The 18,986-nt window shown below is 60.9% G+C and carries 13 protein-coding genes and 1 pseudogene; 9 read left to right on the top strand and 5 right to left on the bottom strand.

The window, feature by feature from the left end; translation table 11 throughout:
- The first annotated feature begins 548 nt into the window (after nt 1–548).
- Together UF78_RS09715 and UF78_RS09710 are read left to right on the top strand one after the other, a co-directional pair.
- A complete protein-coding gene (locus UF78_RS09715; RefSeq protein WP_230623595.1) occupies nt 549–2,291 on the top strand; it encodes a glycoside hydrolase family 5 protein in 1,743 nt (580 codons plus the stop codon).
- 208 nt (nt 2,292–2,499) lie between these two features.
- Nucleotides 2,500–3,588: an endonuclease/exonuclease/phosphatase family protein gene (locus UF78_RS09710; RefSeq protein WP_045161963.1), complete on the top strand. Its 1,089-nt coding sequence runs from the start codon at nt 2,500–2,502 to the stop codon at nt 3,586–3,588.
- Between the two features lie 37 nt (nt 3,589–3,625).
- Here UF78_RS09710 and UF78_RS09705 read toward each other — a convergent pair whose 3' ends face one another.
- Nucleotides 3,626–4,084: a hypothetical protein gene (locus tag UF78_RS09705; RefSeq protein ID WP_045161961.1), complete on the bottom strand. Its 459-nt coding sequence runs from the start codon at nt 4,082–4,084 to the stop codon at nt 3,626–3,628.
- A gap of 300 nt (nt 4,085–4,384) precedes the next feature.
- On the opposite strand from UF78_RS09705, the gene putA reads away from it, so the two are divergent.
- The gene (putA, locus tag UF78_RS09700) at nt 4,385–8,332 is read left to right on the top strand and encodes a trifunctional transcriptional regulator/proline dehydrogenase/L-glutamate gamma-semialdehyde dehydrogenase (RefSeq protein WP_045162069.1); all 3,948 of its coding nucleotides are present in this window, start codon (nt 4,385–4,387) and stop codon (nt 8,330–8,332) included.
- Between the two features lie 230 nt (nt 8,333–8,562).
- Here putA and UF78_RS09695 read toward each other — a convergent pair whose 3' ends face one another.
- Complete coding sequence (locus UF78_RS09695; RefSeq protein WP_045161960.1) at nt 8,563–9,039, bottom strand: GreA/GreB family elongation factor; 477 nt, start codon at nt 9,037–9,039, stop codon at nt 8,563–8,565.
- Nucleotides 9,040–9,239: 200 nt separating this feature from the next.
- Between UF78_RS09695 and UF78_RS09690 the strand changes: the two genes are divergently transcribed.
- A complete protein-coding gene (locus UF78_RS09690; protein WP_045161959.1) occupies nt 9,240–9,668 on the top strand; it encodes a DUF2141 domain-containing protein in 429 nt (142 codons plus the stop codon).
- A 270-nt stretch (nt 9,669–9,938) separates the two neighbouring features.
- A pseudogene (locus tag UF78_RS09685) lies at nt 9,939–10,289 on the top strand (HU family DNA-binding protein); the annotation flags it as partial.
- A 278-nt stretch (nt 10,290–10,567) separates the two neighbouring features.
- Here the strand turns inward: UF78_RS09685 and UF78_RS09680 are convergent.
- Nucleotides 10,568–11,332 carry an SDR family NAD(P)-dependent oxidoreductase gene (locus tag UF78_RS09680; protein ID WP_045161958.1) on the bottom strand — a complete coding sequence of 255 codons (765 nt, stop codon included), beginning with the start codon at nt 11,330–11,332 and terminating at the stop codon, nt 10,568–10,570.
- Nucleotides 11,333–11,863: 531 nt separating this feature from the next.
- On the opposite strand from UF78_RS09680, the gene UF78_RS09675 reads away from it, so the two are divergent.
- Nucleotides 11,864–12,961, top strand: a complete 1,098-nt coding sequence (locus UF78_RS09675; RefSeq protein WP_052679297.1) for a hypothetical protein — start codon at nt 11,864–11,866, stop codon at nt 12,959–12,961.
- Between the two features lie 86 nt (nt 12,962–13,047).
- Here UF78_RS09675 and UF78_RS09670 read toward each other — a convergent pair whose 3' ends face one another.
- Nucleotides 13,048–13,443, bottom strand: a complete 396-nt coding sequence (locus tag UF78_RS09670; protein ID WP_045161956.1) for a response regulator — start codon at nt 13,441–13,443, stop codon at nt 13,048–13,050.
- Entirely contained in the window at nt 13,440–15,221 is a 1,782-nt protein-coding gene (locus UF78_RS09665) for a sensor histidine kinase (RefSeq protein WP_045161955.1), read from the bottom strand. Before UF78_RS09665 ends, UF78_RS09670 begins: the two co-directional genes overlap by 4 nt.
- Before the next feature lie 222 nt (nt 15,222–15,443).
- Between UF78_RS09665 and UF78_RS09660 the strand changes: the two genes are divergently transcribed.
- From UF78_RS09660 to UF78_RS09650, 3 genes are all read left to right on the top strand, one after another.
- Nucleotides 15,444–16,955, top strand: a complete 1,512-nt coding sequence (locus UF78_RS09660) for a CoA-acylating methylmalonate-semialdehyde dehydrogenase (protein WP_045161954.1) — start codon at nt 15,444–15,446, stop codon at nt 16,953–16,955.
- Nucleotides 16,956–17,024: 69 nt separating this feature from the next.
- Complete coding sequence (gene mmsB / locus UF78_RS09655; RefSeq protein WP_045161953.1) at nt 17,025–17,915, top strand: 3-hydroxyisobutyrate dehydrogenase; 891 nt, start codon at nt 17,025–17,027, stop codon at nt 17,913–17,915.
- 2 nt (nt 17,916–17,917) lie between these two features.
- Nucleotides 17,918–18,973 carry an enoyl-CoA hydratase/isomerase family protein gene (locus UF78_RS09650; protein ID WP_045161952.1) on the top strand — a complete coding sequence of 352 codons (1,056 nt, stop codon included), beginning with the start codon at nt 17,918–17,920 and terminating at the stop codon, nt 18,971–18,973.
- The last annotated feature ends 13 nt before the right edge of the window (nt 18,974–18,986 follow it).

Below are 18,986 nucleotides of genomic sequence, written 5' to 3'. Positions count from 1 at the left end.
CTGCCCGAAGCCCGACCGCTTTACAAGCACTACCAATCCTTGGTTCTTCGCTCACCGCCGCAACGAAAAGACAAAGTCGTTATGAAGCCATCTCGCCGATCATGCGAACGAGGCGAGCACGGAATCAATCGAGCCGATTCGGATAAGTTCAAACATCAACTTACCGTTTGTCGGATTTGCATCAATTAACGGTTGATCAACACGTTATCAATGTTCAAAAAAATGGCGCCATTAATTAACCAGGCGCCAGATTTAGCTGGCTCAGAGCGCACCTAATAGTAGCCTTTCAATATCAAAGCGATCACACCCAGACAACCGGACGTATTATTGACGTCGGTATCCGGTCGAACGTAGTTCCATCTATTTATAAAACAAATTATAAAGCTACCCAACGAAGCGGGACTGCACCCATCCGCTCTTCTGTTTCGCCAAAGGGTTCGTTCTGCCTGTGGGATTTCACCTGCTTTCACAGCGCTGTTCTCGATATCCCGTCTTCATTTAAACGCCGCGCTTTTTGCGTTTGAAAGTTCATTGTCATGGTGAGTCAAATGCCCATCACAGCTTTTCCGAGCGTCCGCAAAGGCCTCATGTCCGCCATCGCCCTAGCCGCACTGTTGGGCTTCTGCCCTGGCGCCAACGATGTTCAAGCAGCCACGGTCAACGGCACCAGCACATCGGCAATTTCCTACTCGGCGCTGATCAACAAGTTCACCAATACCTACTGGCTGAATGGCTCCTGGCGTGCCTCGGCGGGTGTTTCGGTCGCCGCTACCGCGCAGAACATTGCGGCATTTCGTGTCGGCACCGCCGTACGGACAGCCGACGGCCAGATACGTACCGTCACGTCGGTGAAGCCCGCCAGCGGTGCGCTGACGATATTCATGAACGGCCCAGCACTGAATGGTGCGGTGGTCGGCTATCCCAACCGACTCAGTGTTAGCAACGTACCCGCCCCAACGCCGGTTACAACCGCGCCGAGCAACACCGCAGTCGCTGCGCCAAGCTACGCCGCGCTGATCAACAAATTCACCAACACGTATTGGCTGAACGGTTCCTGGCGCGCCTCTGCTGGCGTATCGGTCGCGGCCACCGCGCAAAACAGGGCCGCTTTCGTAGCGGGCGCGTCGGTGCGCACGGCGGACGGCCAGGTCCGCACGATTACCTCGGTCAAGCCCGCCAGCGGCGCTCTGAGCGTGTTCATGAGCGGTCCCGCGCTCGACGGCAACGTGGTGGGCTATCCGAACAAGCTCAGCCTGGTGGCTGCGCCAACGATTCAGCCCGCTGCCCCTTCCGCTCCGGTCGCAGAAGCAGTGCTGCCTGCGTCCGGTCCGGTGCAGCTGGTAGGCGTTGCGCTGTCCGGGGCCGCTTTCGGGCCTTCTGTGCTGCCCGGCAAGCACGGCACCAATTACATCTATCCGGCCGAGTCGTATTACAAGAAGTACGCCGAGCAAGGCCTGAAGCTGGTTCGCCTGCCGTTTCTCTGGGAACGCATACAACCGCGGCTGAATACGGAGCTCGACGCCGCGCAAGTGGCATTGTTGACCCAGTCGCTCGATTTCGCGCAGAAGTACGGGGTCAAGGTCGTGCTCGACATGCATAACTACTACCGCTACTACAAGCAGCCGATTGGCTCCGAGACGGTGCCCATCCCGTCGTTCGCCAACACCTGGAAACGCATCGCGCAGAAGGTCGGTAGCCACCCAGCGCTCAGCGGTTACGGCCTGATGAACGAGCCGAACACCAAGGGGCTTTGGCCTGAAGCGGCACTGGCCGCAGCCAAGGAAATTCGCAAGGTCGACAAGACCCACTGGATCTACGTTGCCGGCGACCGTTTCTCCAGCGCATGGCATTGGCCTCAGTCCAATACTCAACTGATTGCCGATCCCTGGATGCGCGACCCTGCGAACAAGCTGATCTTCGAAGCCCATATGTATCTGGACCGCGACACCTCGGGCCTGTACATCGACAAGACCGAAACCTTTGCGCCGGACCTGGGAATCAACCGCGCCAAACCCTTCGTGGACTGGCTGCGAACCAACAATCTGCGCGGTTTCATCGGCGAGATGGGCGTACCGAACTATGCGCCCGACGCGATCGTCGCCATGGACAATCTCCTCGGTTATTTGCGCGAGAATTGCGTGCCGCTCACGTACTGGGCCGGCGGCCCATGGTGGGGCAAATACATCCTCGCGCTCGACGTATCGGGGGGCGCTGAACAGCCCCAACTGCCGGTTCTGCGCAAGCACGCCAATACACCGAATAGTTGCGCTGCGATTGGCGAACCGATGTAACCTTCTGCAAATACGCCAGGGCCTGCCACGTATTGCGTGCCAGGCCTTTTTTGCGCCCGGTCTCGCGCTCGCTGCAAACCACCCTTGTTCACCACAACCTCAGGCAAACGGAACCATTCAATGGTCAATGGGACGAATTCCTTGTGCCTGGTTTCAGGTACCGGAAAGGTTGGCATGACGTCGACCTGAAAAACGCCGAGGATCGGGTATGACGGAAGGCATCTTGTTGGGAGCGACGGGCCTGCTCGTCGTACTGACCCTTTTGCCACTCTGGAAGCATCCCGCCTGGTGGGTGCGAGGGCTGGATTTCCCTCGCTTGCAGCTGTGCGCACTGGCCCTGGTACTGCTGTTGGCCCAGGCATTGCTGTTGTCTTACTCCGAGCCGCTGCAGATCCTGATCTCGCTGGCAGCTGCCGGCTGTCTCGGCTACCAGGCCTGGTGGATCATTCCGTACACCCGGTTATGGCGGCCCGAAGTAAAGTCCGCCGACACCAGTCGCAACAGACCTCGTATCCGTGTCATGGCGGCCAATGTACTGATGCCGAACCGTCAGGCCGACATGCTCAGAAGTCTGGTCCGCGAACATCGACCCGATGTACTGGTGACGCTCGAAACCGATGACTGGTGGGAGATGCAGCTCGAAGAGCTGACCGAGGAATATCCCCACTGCATCCGATGTCCGCTCGACAACCTCTATGGCATGCATGTGTGGTCGCGACTGCCGCTGGAAAATGCCGAAACCTGCTTTCTGGTCGAGCAGGATGTCCCATCGATGCATGCGCAGGTCCGGCTGAACGACCGGCTGGCGATCCGCATGCATTTCCTGCATCCGGCGCCACCCAGCCCCACGGAGAACGACGAATCCACCGAACGCGATATCGAGCTGCTGCTGGTGGCCAAAAGCGTTCAGGACGACGAGCCCGACACACCGATCATCGTGACCGGTGACCTCAACGATGTTGCCTGGTCAGCCAACACACGTCTGTTCCGCAAAATCAGCGGATTGCTCGACCCGCGGGTCGGCCGTTGCATGATTAACAGCTTTCATGCCCAGCACTGGTACCTGCGCTGGCCGCTGGACCACTTGTTCCATAGCCACCATTTCCAGCTGGTGCGTATCCAGCGATTGCCATCATTCGGCTCGGATCATTTCCCCGTATTGGTCGAACTGCAGTACGACCCCGCCTCCGAGCAACAGAGCCTGCAAGGCGGCGCAGCAGACGAGCAGGAGGCCGCGCAAAAGATGGGTGAGAAAGACCTCAGCGAATCCGATGTGCCTGAGCCGGAAAAGCGCTGAAACCGGTTTCGCCTGCCCTATTACTTGGGACCAACGTTCAAACCTCGTCGACCCGGTTGAACTGCACCGCCAGACGCATCGTTTCGTGAGACTCGAGCGCCAGCAAATCATTGGCGAGGTCCCGCGCACCGTCAATTTCGGCTCGGCGTGCCAGTGAGCGATACAGATCCATCACCTGATTGTGAATGGTGAAAACTTCATAGGAAATTTCTTCAACGCTCATCGCCGCGTACGGCATGGCTTGGGGCTGGCTGCGAATCACCGGATTGCGCGCCACGTAGTCATAAATCCAGGTACGCAGAGCTTTCGGATCGGCGTGGCGCTCCACACGTTCAATGGTATTGGCCAGGATCTTTTCGTGATCAGCGAGATAGGCCAGCAACCATCGTGCTCGCTGTTCTTCGTGACGCAAAGCGCTGCGTCCCAGGCATCTGGAAAGCTCTCGGTGGGTATCGCGGGTCCAGTCGATGAGGTCTTCGAATCGTTCAATTTTCATATTCCTCTCCACGCCTTTCGATGGTACGCAGCCACTCGCTGACGAGTAGATGCCGCGTCCGCAGACGGCTCACCCGAATCCTCGAATAATGGCCTTACGGTCCATGGTTGAAGATTAGTCATGACTGACTGAATAGGCTGCCAACAAGAGCGTGTCGAGCTGTATCAGGGTTTTACCGCTCGCCGCCACCTTCCGACTGCGGTGCCGTGAGGGTCTACGCTGCTAGAAGGCAGTGCAACGCTCCGACTAACAGGATGGGGCTGGCGAACCCAACCACATCGCATGACAGAGGACAGCGACATGGCGACCACTACGCTCGGCATCAAGCTAGACGAGGCTGCCCGTGATCGACTCGAGGCAGCCGCCCGGCAGGTCGACCGCACGCCACAGTGGTTGGTAAAACAGGCGCTGCTGAATTACCTCGAACAGCTGGAAAGCGGCACAGCCCCTCTCGGCGCCGCCCCGGTGGAACACGTCGCCGATCATATGGACGTAGAGATCACATCCGATAGCCAGCCGTTTCTCGAATTTGCCGAGAGCGTGCTACCGCAGTCGGTGTTGCGCGCGGCTATTACCGCAGCCTACCGCCGTCCGGAGCCGGAAGCGGTGCCGGTCCTGCTGGAGCAGGCGCGCCTGTCACCGGAAAGGGCCGAAGCCACGCACCGGCTGGCCTTGCGTATCGCCGAGAAGCTGCGCAATCAGAAAAGCGCTGGCGGACGCCAAGGCCTGGTGCAGGGGCTGCTGCAGGAGTTCTCGCTGTCGTCCCAAGAAGGCGTGGCACTGATGTGTCTGGCTGAGGCCCTGTTGCGCGTGCCAGACAAAGGCACGCGCGATGCGCTGATCCGCGACAAGATCAGCACCGGCAACTGGCAACCTCACCTGGGCAACAGCCAGTCGGTGTTCGTCAACGCCGCGACCTGGGGCCTGATGCTCACCGGCCGGCTGGTCGCCACGCATAACGAATCCAACCTCTCCTCCTCGCTCAACCGCCTGATCGGCAAGGGGGGCGAGCCGCTGATCCGCAAAGGCGTGGACATGGCAATGCGGCTGATGGGCGAGCAGTTCGTCACCGGCGAAACCATCAACGAAGCCCTGAGCAATGCGCAGACCATGGAAGCCAAAGGCTTCCGCTATTCCTACGACATGCTCGGCGAGGCGGCCCTGACCAGCGCAGATGCGCGGCGCTATCTGGCCTCGTACGAGCAGGCGATCCATTCCATCGGCATGGCCTCGCGCGGGCGCGGCATCTATGAAGGCCCGGGAATCTCGATCAAGTTGTCGGCGCTGCATCCGCGCTACAGCCGTGCGCAATACGACCGCGTGATGGACGAGCTGTACCCGACCTTGCTGTCCTTGACCGAACTGGCGCGGCGCTACGACATCGGCATCAACATCGATGCCGAAGAAGCGGATCGCCTGGAGCTGTCGCTGGATCTGCTGGAGCGGCTTTGCTTCGAACCCTCGCTGAGCGATTGGAACGGCATCGGCTTCGTCATCCAGGCCTATCAGAAACGCTGCCCCTATGTAGTGGATTACCTGATCGATCTGGCCAAGCGTAGCCGCCATCGGCTGATGATTCGCTTGGTCAAGGGCGCTTACTGGGACAGCGAAATCAAGCTGGCACAGGTCAACGGCCTCGAGGGGTACCCGGTTTACACCCGCAAGGCCTACACCGATGTGTCCTTCATTGCCTGCGCACGCAAGCTGCTCGCCGCGCCCGAGGCAATCTACCCTCAGTTCGCCACCCACAACGCCCACACCCTGGCCGCGGTGTACCACCTCGCCGGCCAGAACTATTACCCCGGTCAGTATGAGTTCCAGTGCCTGCACGGCATGGGCGAGCCGCTCTACGAACAGGTGGTCGGCAGGGGCGAAGGCAGACTCAACCGGCCGTGCCGTATCTACGCCCCGGTCGGCAGCCACGAAACGCTGCTGGCTTATCTGGTGCGGCGTCTGCTGGAAAATGGCGCCAATACCTCCTTCGTCAACCGCATTGCCGACAAGAGCATTTCGCTGGAAGAGCTGGTGGCCGATCCGGTGGTAACCGTCGAACAGATGCTCGCGGCGGAAGGCACGCTTGGCTTGCCTCACCCGCGAATCCCGCTACCGCGCAACCTATACGGTGAAGGTCGCCTCAATTCGTGCGGCATCGACCTTGCCAATGAACAGCGCCTGGCCTCGCTCTCCTCCGCCCTGCTCGCCAGCGCCCATCAGCGCCATACGGCAGCGCCTCAGCTAGGCTGCGAGACGGTTTCGACGATGCCGGTCGAGCCGCTGCTCAATCCTGCGGATCAGCAAGACGTGGTCGGTCAGGTGCAGGAAGCCAGCGAGGAGGATGTCGACAATGCCCTGCGTTGCGCAGTGGAGCATGCTGCTGCCTGGCAATCCACTGCGCCGAAAGAACGTGCGGCGGCGCTGTTAAGCGCTGCCGATCTGATGGAACAGCGCATGCAGATGCTGATGGGCGTGCTCATTCGTGAAGCGGGCAAGTCCTACGTCAACGCCATCGCAGAGGTTCGCGAAGCAGTGGACTTCCTGCGCTTCTATGGCGCCGAAGTGAACTGCAATTTCGATAACGACACCCACCGCCCAGTCGGCCCGGTAGTTTGTATCAGCCCCTGGAACTTCCCGTTGGCGATCTTCACCGGCCAGGTCTGTGCCGCACTGGGCGCCGGCAATACGGTGTTGGCCAAGCCGGCCGAGCAAACCCCGCTGATCGCCGCGCTTGGGGTGCAGATACTCCACGATGCAGGCATTCCCAGAAGTGTCTTGCAGCTGCTGCCCGGGCGCGGCGAAACCGTTGGTGCGCGCCTGGTGAGTGACGAGCGCGTTCGTGGTGTGATGTTCACCGGTTCTACGGCGGTCGCCTCGATCCTCCAGCGCAGCATCGCCGGACGGCTGGATGAGCGCGGGCGGAGCATTCCACTGATCGCCGAAACCGGCGGCCAGAACGCGATGATCGTCGACTCCTCGGCACTCGCCGAGCAGGTGGTGATGGACGTGATGAACTCAGCCTTCGACAGCGCCGGTCAGCGCTGCTCGGCATTGCGTGTGCTCTGCATGCAGGAAGACGTTGCCGAACGGGTCATCGGCATGCTCAAGGGGGCGATGGCCGAAGCACGCATGGGCAACCCGCAGCGACTGGCGGTGGACATCGGTCCGGTTATCGATGCCGAAGCGCGGGACAATATCGAACGGCACCTACAGGCCATGCGGGACAAGGGCCGCCGGGTGCATCAGATGGCTCGCGTCGACGAACAGGAATGTGCCCATGGCACCTTCGTGACGCCCACACTGATCGAGCTGGAACGCCTGGACGAGTTGCAGCAGGAGATCTTCGGCCCGGTGTTACATGTGCTGCGCTATCGCCGTGCCGATCTGGACAAGTTGCTGGACCAGATCAACGCCGCCGGATACGGATTGACCCTGGGCGTGCATACCCGCATCGACGAAACCATCGCCAAAGTCATCGACCGCGCCAAGGTTGGCAATCTATACGTCAACCGCAACATTGTCGGCGCAGTGGTGGGTGTGCAGCCATTCGGCGGCGAGGGGCTCTCGGGCACCGGACCCAAGGCCGGCGGTCCACTGTATCTGTATCGCCTGCTGTCGGAGCGGCCCTACGATGCATTGCTGCGCGCGCTGAACTTCGGTGGTGCTCAGACATTGCCCGAGGTGCAGCAGTCTCCGGCGCAAACCGCTGCCGCCAAGCAGTTCAGGCAATGGGCGCACGACAATGGCCGAGGCGAACTGGCCGCATTGTGCGATCGCTACGCCGAGCAATCCCAGAGCGGCACCACGCGGCTGCTCAACGGGCCCACAGGGGAACGCAACAGCTACAGCCTGCTACCACGCGAATATGTGCTGTGCCTGGCCGAGGATGAACGCGATCTACTGACCCAGCTAGCGGCAGTGCTGACCGTCGGCAGCGAAGCTGTACTGGCGGATAACCCATCCAGCAGCAACCTGATCGGCCAGCTGCCCGAAGCCGTGCAAGCCCGAATCATCCGCGTCGCGGATTGGACCAGTGACGCCGTACGCTTCGATGCGGTGCTGCACCATGGCGAGCCCGACCAACTGCGTGACGTCAACCAGCGACTGTCCCAGCGCAGCGGCCCTATCGTCGGCGTGCAAGGGCTGGCGCCGGGCGAAACCGATATCCCGCTGGAGCGGCTGTTGATCGAGCGCGCCCTGAGCATCAACACCGCGGCGGCCGGCGGCAACGCCAGCCTGATGACCATCGGCTGAGCCCCGAACGCACCGCAGCCCTGATGAAGTACGCGCAACCAGCGTCGAAAGCGGGCTTTGTGTCTCCCGCAGAGCCAAAGTTTCGCTCCGACGCAAGCCTCTCATGCCAAGCCATAAACATGACAAACCAGATGCAAAATATGATGTAAACTAACTGAATATGAAACGTATCTTCACTGTATCAAGACATAGTAAAGCCTGAGACACCACCTCTGGCTGGCGCTCCCCCATCAACAGATCGTCAGTACGCCGTACTGCTGGGGTCGGCCATCTACTAGCAGCTTGCCCTCGTCACCCTCGTGGCAACCGAGCAAGGCCCGTCCCAGCGGTGAATGCGGAGAAATGACCAGCACTTCGGTTTCGCCCACTTTTACCTTCAGCCCTGCGGCGTCCGGACCTAGGAAAACCCACCGGCAACCACTCGCCAGTTCAAGCGAAACCAGAGCACCCAGCCGAATCGGCTCGCCCGTCAGATCGCGCATAGGCAGGTTGCGATAGCTCGCCAGCGCCGCTTCGATTTCTGCGACCCGGCGGCGCTGGCCGTCCGCCAGGTACGCCGCTTCCAGCCCGCGGGTGTCGTATTTGTTTTCCGCCTTGCTTTCGGCATGAGTGGCCGCCTCGTGAGACGCCCTCAGTGCGTCCTCGGCGATCCTCAGATCGGCGAGCAGCTTGTCGATGATCAGCGTCTGCAGATGAATCTTATCCATGCGGGCTCGGGTGAGAGGAGTGGCCGGCTAGCATGGCATCGCAGGCGGCGGAGAGCCATGACCCAGTGCTGTTGTGACGCGTCGCGCTGGCCGTCCGAGCGCAACGACGCCACTATGGCACGCCCGATCCGCAACGTGCCGGAGTCGCCGCGCGGACCGCTGCAGCCAGATGATGCTAGACGAACCACCGGAGCTTATCGATGACACTACGCGCAGTATTTCTGCTGCTTGCCGTTTCGGCGAGCGGTGCGGCATTTGCCGACGGCCAGGCACTGACCGTAAGGCTGAACGGCATCCAGCATGACCAAGGGGCTGTCCGGGTCGCGCTGTTTTCCGACCCGAAGAGCTTTCGCAAGGTCGACAAGGCTTTCGCCACACAGGAGGCCCCGGCGGCGAGAGGTACGGTCACGCTGCTGTTCGAGGACGTGCCCGCCGGCCAGTACGCCATCATGGTCTACCACGATGAGAACGCTAACGGCGAGTTGGATCGCCGCTTCGGCATGTTTCCCACGGAGGGCTACGGGCTGTCCAACAACCCCAAGGTGATGGGCCCGCCGACGTTCGAAGAAAGCGAGTTCGCGGTAAGCGGCACAGCGCCGACCGAACTGGATATCGATATTCGCTACTAGCCGCTGCCGGTCCCGGCGGGCAGATCGGCGTGTCGGTTCGGTGCCTGAGCGAGTCCCGCCGGATCGCCAGCCACGCGCATGCCTGGCCCGGCCAAACCAGGGCCACACCGTCACCAAACGCCTGCAACGAGGCGTCGCGGGGAGCGATTGCAGCAATAGCCGATGGTCGGGCGGGCAATGAACCGAAGCTGACAGGACGCTGTCCAGACAGAAGCGTCCGGATCAGCTGCAACATGCGATTTTGTCAGCCGGCCAACATATTTTTTTTACAAAAGAGGAAATTTGCCGCAGGCGACAGGGCGAGACGCTGCTTATACTGACCACCCAACCCAATCTGGAGCCACACCCGTGAATAAAGCCGAGTTGATTGAAGCTATCGCAGCCTCCGCCGATGTTCCGAAGAGCACTGCCACCCGTGTACTGGATGCCTTCACCGAAAGCGTGACCAATACCCTGCAGAACGGCGACAGCGTGACGCTGGTCGGCTTCGGCACCTTTGCCGTCAAAGAGCGTGCTGCGCGTGACGGTCGCAATCCGCAGACCGGCGCGACAATCAAGATTTCCGCAGCCAAGCTGCCGGGCTTCAAGCCGGGCAAGTCGCTGAAAGATGCGGTGAACTAAGCACCTCATTCGAAAACCGGGCCGCTGACGTCCCTTGTGGACGCAGCGCCTGATCAAAACGCCCCGCTGCTCCCCTCTTCGTCTACTCTCGCAAAACCGCTCTCCAGAGCGCCTGCTGCATTTCGATCTGAACAACCATCTCCCTGTGAATCCCAGCACCTTGCGTGCTCATGGGACGCTGCCGCTGTGCCTGTGGCGTTGCAGACCGGCTTCAGCCCTCCGAACCGTACAGTGTTGCTCGGTGGGCTGCAGCGGCACGCCTCCAGCCCACCCTAGGTCTATTTGTCGCGATCGACCGCGAAGCCCGCCCACGCTTGGCGCGACGGCATGATCTCCAACCGATTGATGTTGATATGCGCAGGCAATGTGGCGACGTAAAAGATCTGCTCGGCGATATCTTCTGCCGTCAACGGTGTGGTGGTGCTGTAAAGGGCATCGGACGCCGCCTGATTGCCCTTGGTACGGACCAGGGTGAATTCGGTTTCGGCCATGCCCGGCGCAATATCGGTGACGCGCACGCCGGTGGCGATCAGGTCGCAGCGCAGGTTGTAGCTGAATTGCTGAACGAAGGCCTTGCTGGCCCCATATACGTGGCTGCCGGGATACGGCCACTGCCCTGCCACCGAACCGATATTGACGATACTGGCGCCCTTGCCCGTATCGATCAGCGTCGGCAGCAGTGCATGGGTGACATTGACCAAGCCGGTGATATTGGTATCGATCATGGTGTGCCAGTCGTTCAGATCGGTCTTCTGCGCAGGCTCCGGGGCCAGCGCCAAGCCCGCGTTATTGACCAGGCAGGTCACGGCCCGAAAGGCTTCGGGCAACGCGGCGATCACTTCCTTGACCGCCTCGTTCTTGCGCACATCGAGCGTCGCGACATGAACGGGTACTTTACCGTCCAGTTCGGCTTTTAACGTTTCCAGGCGCTCCGAGCGGCGACCGGTCAGGACCAACGACCAACCGGCTTCGGCAAATCGGCGAGCCGTAGCGCGCCCGAACCCGGATGTGGCGCCAGTGATGAAGACGACCTTGCTATTCATGCTGTTCCTCTTTCGATTGACGGTACTCGTAGAAGCGCCGTGGTGGTAATCGGTGAGCTATGGTCTGTCGACCGGCAAAAAAATTCGAGTGCTTTCCACGCTGTACGGCAACTCCGATACGCCACTGTTCAGCCGGGATTCGCTACGGCGGCACCCTTGCCGTGCAAAACAACCCGTTGAGAGAAGTGAGTAAAAGCGGAACTGCTGCAGCGCCGGCGCGTTTATCCACTTGAGCCCGATGAGCTACACGCACAGCTGGTCGTTCTGCCCGGCCCGTCAATCCATGCCTTCAGCGCTGGATGAACAGACCTGGCGTCTCACCGTTTCGTATGGGTTCGTCTGCCGCTTATCTCCAATTGATACAAAGCAAAACGCTGGCACTTTCGCTCCAAAGCCCAGCGTTTTCGTGTGGCATCCATTGACGGCCGTAAGAATTAATCCCCCGTAGAATACAGTTCAGCTTTTCGGCGGATACACAGTCACAAGCGCGCCGGCTAGAACTCAGGCCTCCTTCACTCAAGGAACTCTGAAATGCAGACAAGAAAAACAATCCTGGCAGCGGCCATTTCAGTATTACTGGCGAATCACGCCTACGCCGTCAGTGAATCGACCCAGGATCAGACGGGCAGCGACAACTATGCCGATGTGATGCAGCAAGGCGACGAGGGCAGCATTACGCAAGTACAGAACGGCACAGGCAATGTTGCCTACACCGACCAGAGCGGGGTCGGTCTTACGGCCAACAGCAACCAGACTGGCAACGGCAACATCTCCACCATCGAGCAAACAGGCTTGAACGGCGAAATCACTGTCAACCAGGACGGTGCTTACAACCTCGCTACCGTACTTCAGTCTTCAGCAGAAGTTGGCCATTCGGCATCCATCTCGCAAGTGGGTACGAGCAATCTGGCCTATATCGAGCAGCTGGACTTCAACGCAAACAGCGCTGCTATCAGCCAGAACGGAGAGAACAACTCAATCGAGGTGTTTCAGGAAGGCTTCCTCGTCAAGAATTACAGTGGGGTGCAGAACGGCTCTGGGAACACCGCCTATATCGAACAAATAGGCGATACTCATGCGCAGACCGAGCAGAACGGTACGGATAACGCCATCAACCTCACTCAGGATGGCTTCCCCTTCGGCGCCACCGCAACGATCAGTCAGAACGGTACGGCTAACCAGGCGACGCTCGACCAACGTTCACCCGGTCGCTACTCCTCGGGTACCGTTGAGCTGATTCAGATCGGCACGGACAACGTCGCGGATGTCGTGGAGTCTGCCGGCTTCGGCTCGTTCTCCTTCACGCAGAATGGCACCGGCAACGAGCTGACCGCACAGCAAAGCGGGCGTTCGACTAGCGTAGAGGGGAACTCCACTGGCGATTACAACCGGGTGGATATCCGGCAGGATTTCGACGGCAGCAGCCTGATCATCGACCAGAACGGAACCGCCAACGAAATCGATGTGGATCAGTCCGGCTACTACAGCTCTGCCAACGTCGGTCAGATCGGCACCGAGAACTACGCGTCTGTCGTGCAGACCGGCACGCTGGATAGCCCGCAGAGTTACAACGCTGCGATCATGCAGAACGGAACGGGCAACTCGGCGTTCGTGACTCAAGGCCCGTAAAGGGTTACCGCCCAGCCTCCTCGACAAGCCCGCTGAACGCGGGCTTTTTGCTGTCAGTGGCTACCTCGACGCATGCCTGATGCAATTCAAGCCCCTTCCAACGCCTGAGATACGACTCGCTCCAGATCGCTGAAGAAGAACGGCTTTTGCAAGGTGGGGATGTCGGAGAATCGCGGGTCCATGCCATCGACCCCATAGCCGGTGGCAAACAGCAGCGGGATGTTGCGGGCGATGAGCTGTTCGGCGATCGGAAAACTGGCGACGCCATCAAGGTTGACATCCAGCACGGCCAGATCGAAAGACCCGGTCTCGGCCGCTTGCAGCCCATCGGCGAAGCGCGACAGAACTTCCACGTGTGCGCAGCCGATGTCGCTCAACATATCCTCTAGCAACATGCCGACCAGCGCCTCGTCTTCCACGACCAGAACCCGGAGATGTTCAAAACTTCTCTCGCTTCTAGTATTCGCGCTGTGATCGATCATGGCAGCGGAACCTCGATATCACAGGTCACACCGTCGACCGGATAAGCCAGTCGTACCTCGGCATCGAGTTCACCCGCCAGACCGTACTCGAGCAGGCGCGATCCGAACCCCTTGCGCGCCGATGGCGAAACCGGGGGGCCGCCAACCTCCTTCCAAAACAGATGCATGGACTTAGAGGGTGTGACCGTCCAATGAATGCGAACGAAGCCCCTCTCACTGCTCAGCGCACCGAACTTCGCAGCGTTGGTACACAGCTCGTGAAAAGCCATCGCCAATGCCAACGCAGCTTTAGGTTTCAGGCGCTGGGGCGGCCCCTCGATAACGAAGCGCTGGTGACCTGGGGCCTGAAACGGCGCCACCGCCTGATCGATGATGTCGTTCAGACTGGCAGCTTGCCAGTTCTCCTTCGACAGCACGTCATGAGCCTTGGACAGTGCGATCAGGCGTCCTTCGAACCAGCGATAGCCTTCGCTGATCTCGTTCCTCCGGAAACTTTGCGCGGCGATCGACTGTACGGTTGCCAGGGTGTTCTTGACCCGGTGATTCAACTCGTTGAGCAACAACTGCCGATGATCCTCGGCGACCTTGCGCTCCGTGATATCCACCAGCATGTTTACCGCGCCGATCAGTTCACCAGCCTCGTTGTGTAACGGTGCGGGGTACGCCAGAAATGGCACCCGAGTGCCATCCGGTCGCTCGGCCATCGCCTCGGCACCATGAATGGCGCGGTTCTCGGTGAGCGCGATGGCCATCGGACAGGTCGCGTGAGGCATCGGCGTGCCGTCTGGCCAATACAGCCGCCAGGTAATGCACCACTCATCGGTGCCGATCGCCGGCACGCGGCCCGCCAGTTTTACGCAGGCCTGGTTGAAGTACGTGACCTTACCGTTCGCGTCGGTGGTATAGACGGCGCTGGGCAGCGCATCGAGAAGGTCGGCCAGCCGACGCTCCGCCTCGCGGGTCGCCGCCTCCAGACGCTTGCGAACGGTGATATCGCGCGTCACCGCCAGTTGCACGAAACCACCTGACGCGCCGCGGAGGCCGCCGGGCAGCGCCATGGGAACGGCATGGGTCTCCATGTGCCGCCGGGTTCCACCCAAGCTGACGATGTCGAATTCCCAGTTGAGCTTCTCGCCTTCACACACCCGCCGGTGTTGGTCCCGCCAGTATTGTCGGTGCTCCGGCACGATCAGATCGAAGACACTCAGCCCCTCCACATCGGATGGGTTTTTCGCGTCCACCATGCGCAGGCCCGCCGGGTTCATCTGCACCAGAGTGCCGTCCTGGTCGACGACCTTTACGCACTCAGGCGTGTTTTCGACGATGGCGCTCAGCCATTCGACGCTGCGTCGACGATCGGCGTTGCACTGTCGGGATGGCGTGTTGCCCTGAAAGCAGATGACGGCACCGGTGATCTGCCCGGTATCGCTGCGCATCGCCTGGATGTTGGCAAGGACCGGCATCGGCTCGTCATCGGGCCGTTCGATCAGCAGGGCAATGTCCTGACTGGTACGTCCTGTACGGATCGTATCCGCCAGCGGTGAGTCGGCGAATGCCAACGCAGCTCCATCCGGGCGCAGGATACGAAGCCGCCCATACACCTCCAGCCCGCTTCCGCAAAGCTGACCGGCGATTCGGTTGTAACGCAGCACCGCGCCATCGGCATCGAGCGTGCAGACGCCGATCGGCAGCACATCCAATAGCGCTTCATCGAAGGGCAACGGGCAGTCGGGTCGATCGACCACCTGTTTCACGCCGGGACTATCGGTACTCAACATCTATAGTTGTTCCAAGGTCACAGTTGGGTCTCGTTTTGCCAGTGAACCAGGCGCTGCGATATGCAGGCTTACCCTCGGCGTGGCAACGCGAGCTCAGCCAACGCTGTGTATTTATGCAGACCCACTATGCGCCAACCCGCATTGATGTGGATAAATTTGCACTCTAGGATCAGGAAAGCTCAATCGGCCTTTATTCAATAACAACAATCGCTAGGACCCACCATGACCCAGTCAAGTGCCATCCCCACAGTCAAACTCCTGATCGGCGGTGAGCTGGTCGAGTCCTCCACCAACGAGTGGCGCGACATCATCAACCCGGCGACGCAGGAAGTACTGGCCCGCGTACCCTTCGCCACCGAAGCGGAAATGAACGCCGCCGTCGCCAGCGCCAAGGAAGCCTTCAAGACCTGGCGCAAGACGCCCATCGGCGCGCGCTCGCGGATATTCCTCAAGTACCAGCAGTTGATTCGCGAAAACATGAAGGAGCTGGCCGCAATCCTCACCGCCGAGCAGGGCAAGACCCTGCCGGATGCCGAGGGCGACGTGTTCCGCGGCCTGGAAGTGGTCGAACACGCCGCCGGCATTGGCAACCTGCAGCTCGGTGAGCTGGCCAACAACGTCGCCAACGGCGTCGACACTTATACGCTGCTGCAACCGCTGGGCGTCTGTGCCGGCATCACCCCGTTCAACTTCCCGGCGATGATCCCGCTGTGGATGTTCCCGATGGCCATCGCCACCGGGAATACCTTCGTGCTCAAGCCGTCCGAACAGGACCCGATGGTGACCATGCGCCTGGCCGAACTGGCGCTTGAAGCCGGCGTGCCGCCGGGCGTGCTGAACGTCATCCATGGCGGCGCCGATGCGGTGAACCTGATCTGCGACCACCCGGACATCAAGGCCGTTTCATTCGTCGGCTCGACCAAGGTCGGCACCCATGTCTACAACCGCGCCAGCCAGGCCGGCAAGCGCGTGCAATGCATGATGGGCGCGAAGAACCACGGCATCATCCTGCCCGACGCGCACAAGGAGCAGACACTCAACAACCTGGCCGGTGCCGCGTTTGGCGCTGCGGGCCAGCGTTGCATGGCCCTGTCCGTACTGATTCTGGTCGGTGAAGCCCAAAGCTGGTTGCCGGATCTGGTCGCCAAGGCCAGGACGCTGAAGGTCAATGCGGGCGCCGAAAGCGGCACCGATGTCGGCCCGGTCGTCTCCTGTGCCGCACTCGATCGCATCAGTTCGTTGATCGAACGCGGTGTTGCCGAAGGTGCCGATCTGGTCCTCGACGGCCGCAACCCGCAGGTCTCGGGCTTCGAGAAGGGCAACTTCGTCGCGCCGACGATTTTCTCCGGCGTGACGCCTGAGATGAGCATTTACCGCGAAGAAATCTTCGGCCCCGTGCTCTGCGTGATGCAGGTCGACACGCTTGATGAAGCCATCGAGTTGATCAACGCCAACCCCAACGGTAACGGCACCGCCCTGTTCACCCGTTCCGGCGCCGCAGCACGGCATTTCCAGGAAGAAATCGACGTTGGTCAGGTCGGCATCAACGTGCCGATTCCGGTGCCGGTGCCGATGTTCTCCTTCACCGGCTCGCGCGCCTCCAAGCTCGGCGATCTCGGCCCGTACGGCAAACAGGTGGTGCAATTTTATACCCAGACCAAGACCGTCACCCAGCGCTGGTTCGACGAGAACGAAGTCGGCGGATCGGTCAACACCACCATCAACCTGAAATAACCGCGGCAGGCGTCGTGGCCATCGGTCGCGGCGCCGCCAATCGCCCTTAATAAGAAGAAGGAAACGGCCATGCATATCGGTTTTCTCGGACTCGGCAACATGGGCGGGCCCATGGCCCACAACCTGCTCAAGGCCGGTCATCAGGTCTGTGTCTTCGATCTTTCCGCCGCGGCGGTCGCCAATCTGGTGGAGGCCGGCGCGAAGGCAGTCACCTCGCCCGCCGCCGTCGCCCAGGCCGGCGTGGAGATGATCATCACCATGTTGCCGGCTGCGGCCCATGTAAAACAGGTCTACCTGGGCGATGACGGCCTGCTCGCGCACGTGCCGGCCGAGGTGCTGTTGATCGACTCGTCCACCATCGACCCGATGAGTGCGCGCGAAGTCGCCGCCGCCGCGGCGAAGAACGGCAACCCGATGCTCGACGCCCCCGTCTCCGGCGGCACCGTTGGCGCGGCAGCCGGCACCCTGACCTTCATGGTCGGGGGCGATGAGGCGGATTTTCAGAAAGCCCAGCCGATTCTCGCGACGATGGGCAAGAACATCGTCCATTGCGGCGGCAGCGGCAACGGCCAGGTGGCCAAGGTCGCCAACAATCTGCTCCTCGGCATTTCCATGATTGGCGCCGCCGAAGCCATGTCCTTAGGCGTCGCGTTGGGCATGGACCCCACAGTGCTCGCCGGGGTGATCAACTCTTCCAGCGGTCGCTGCTGGAGTTCCGAGATCTACAACCCGTTTCCCGGCGTCGTGGAAAACAGCCCCGCCTCGCGCGATTACAGCGGCGGCTTCGGCACCGATCTGATGCTCAAAGACCTGGGTCTTGCCAGTGAAGCGGCCAAGCAGGTACGCCAGCCGGTTATCCTCGGTGGCCTCGCGCAACAGCTGTACCAGGCCTTCAGCATGCAGGGCAACGGTGCGCTGGACTTCTCCGCGATCATCAAACTCTACCGTCAGGAGCATTGAGCATGACCCAGGCAGAAGCGCCGGTATTGATCGAGGTTCGTAACCGCGTCGGCTACCTCACCCTCAACCGTCCGGCCGGACTGAACGCAGTGACCCTGCCGATGGTCCGCAGCCTTCATCGTCAACTGCAGGACTGGGCTGACGACCAAGACGTGGTCGCCGTGGTATTGCGCGCCGCCGGCGAAAAGGCCTTCTGCGCCGGCGGCGACATCCGCTCGCTGTACGACAGCTACCAGAACGGCGAGGACCTTCACCGCGTCTTCTTCGAGGAGGAATACGCCCTCGACCAATACATCCACGCCTACAGCAAGCCGCTGCTGGCACTGATGAATGGCTTCGTGCTCGGCGGGGGCATGGGGCTGGTCCAGGGCGCTTCGCTGCGGGTGATCTCCGAGCGCACGCGCATGGGCATGCCGGAAGTCGGCATCGGTTATTTCCCGGACGTCGGTGGTAGCTACTTCCTGCCGCGCCTGCCGGGCAACCTCGGCATCTACATGGGCCTGACCGGCAACCACATCGATTCGGCCGATGCGCTCTATGCCGGACTCGCCGATTATTGCGTGCGCCATGAGCGTTTCGCTGAACTCGAACAGGCGCTGGACCGTCAGGACTGGAGCACCCCGCCGGTGCAGGCGCTGACCAATCTGCTGGTATCGCTGGGCTGCACCGAGCTGCCGGACGCCTCGTTCAAAGGGCTTTTCCCGGCCATCGAGAAGCACTTCGGGCATGACGACGTCGCGGCCATCCGCGACTCCCTGGCGAGCGAGAACCGTCCGGAATACCGCGACTGGGCGGCCGAGACGCTCAAGATCATCGACAGCCGCTCGCCTCTTTCGCTCGGCATCACGCTGGAAATGCTTCGTCGCGGACGCGCACTCTCACTGGCCGATTGCTTCCGTATGGAGCTGCACCTGGACCGCCAGTGGTTCGATCAGGGCGACATCATCGAGGGCGTTCGTGCACTGATCGTCGACAAGGACAAGAACCCACGCTGGAACCCGCCTACGCTGAGTGAGGTGACGCCTCAGCGGGTTGCCGATTTCTTCGCGGGCGTCTGAGAGGGAACAATCC

The organism is Stutzerimonas stutzeri, assembly GCF_000952685.1.
In the GTDB taxonomy this organism is placed as follows: Bacteria; Pseudomonadota; Gammaproteobacteria; order Pseudomonadales; family Pseudomonadaceae; genus Stutzerimonas; species Stutzerimonas stutzeri_E.
The sequence above is the reverse complement of the archived record's forward strand: the minus strand, read 5'-3'. Positions and strand labels throughout refer to the sequence as shown.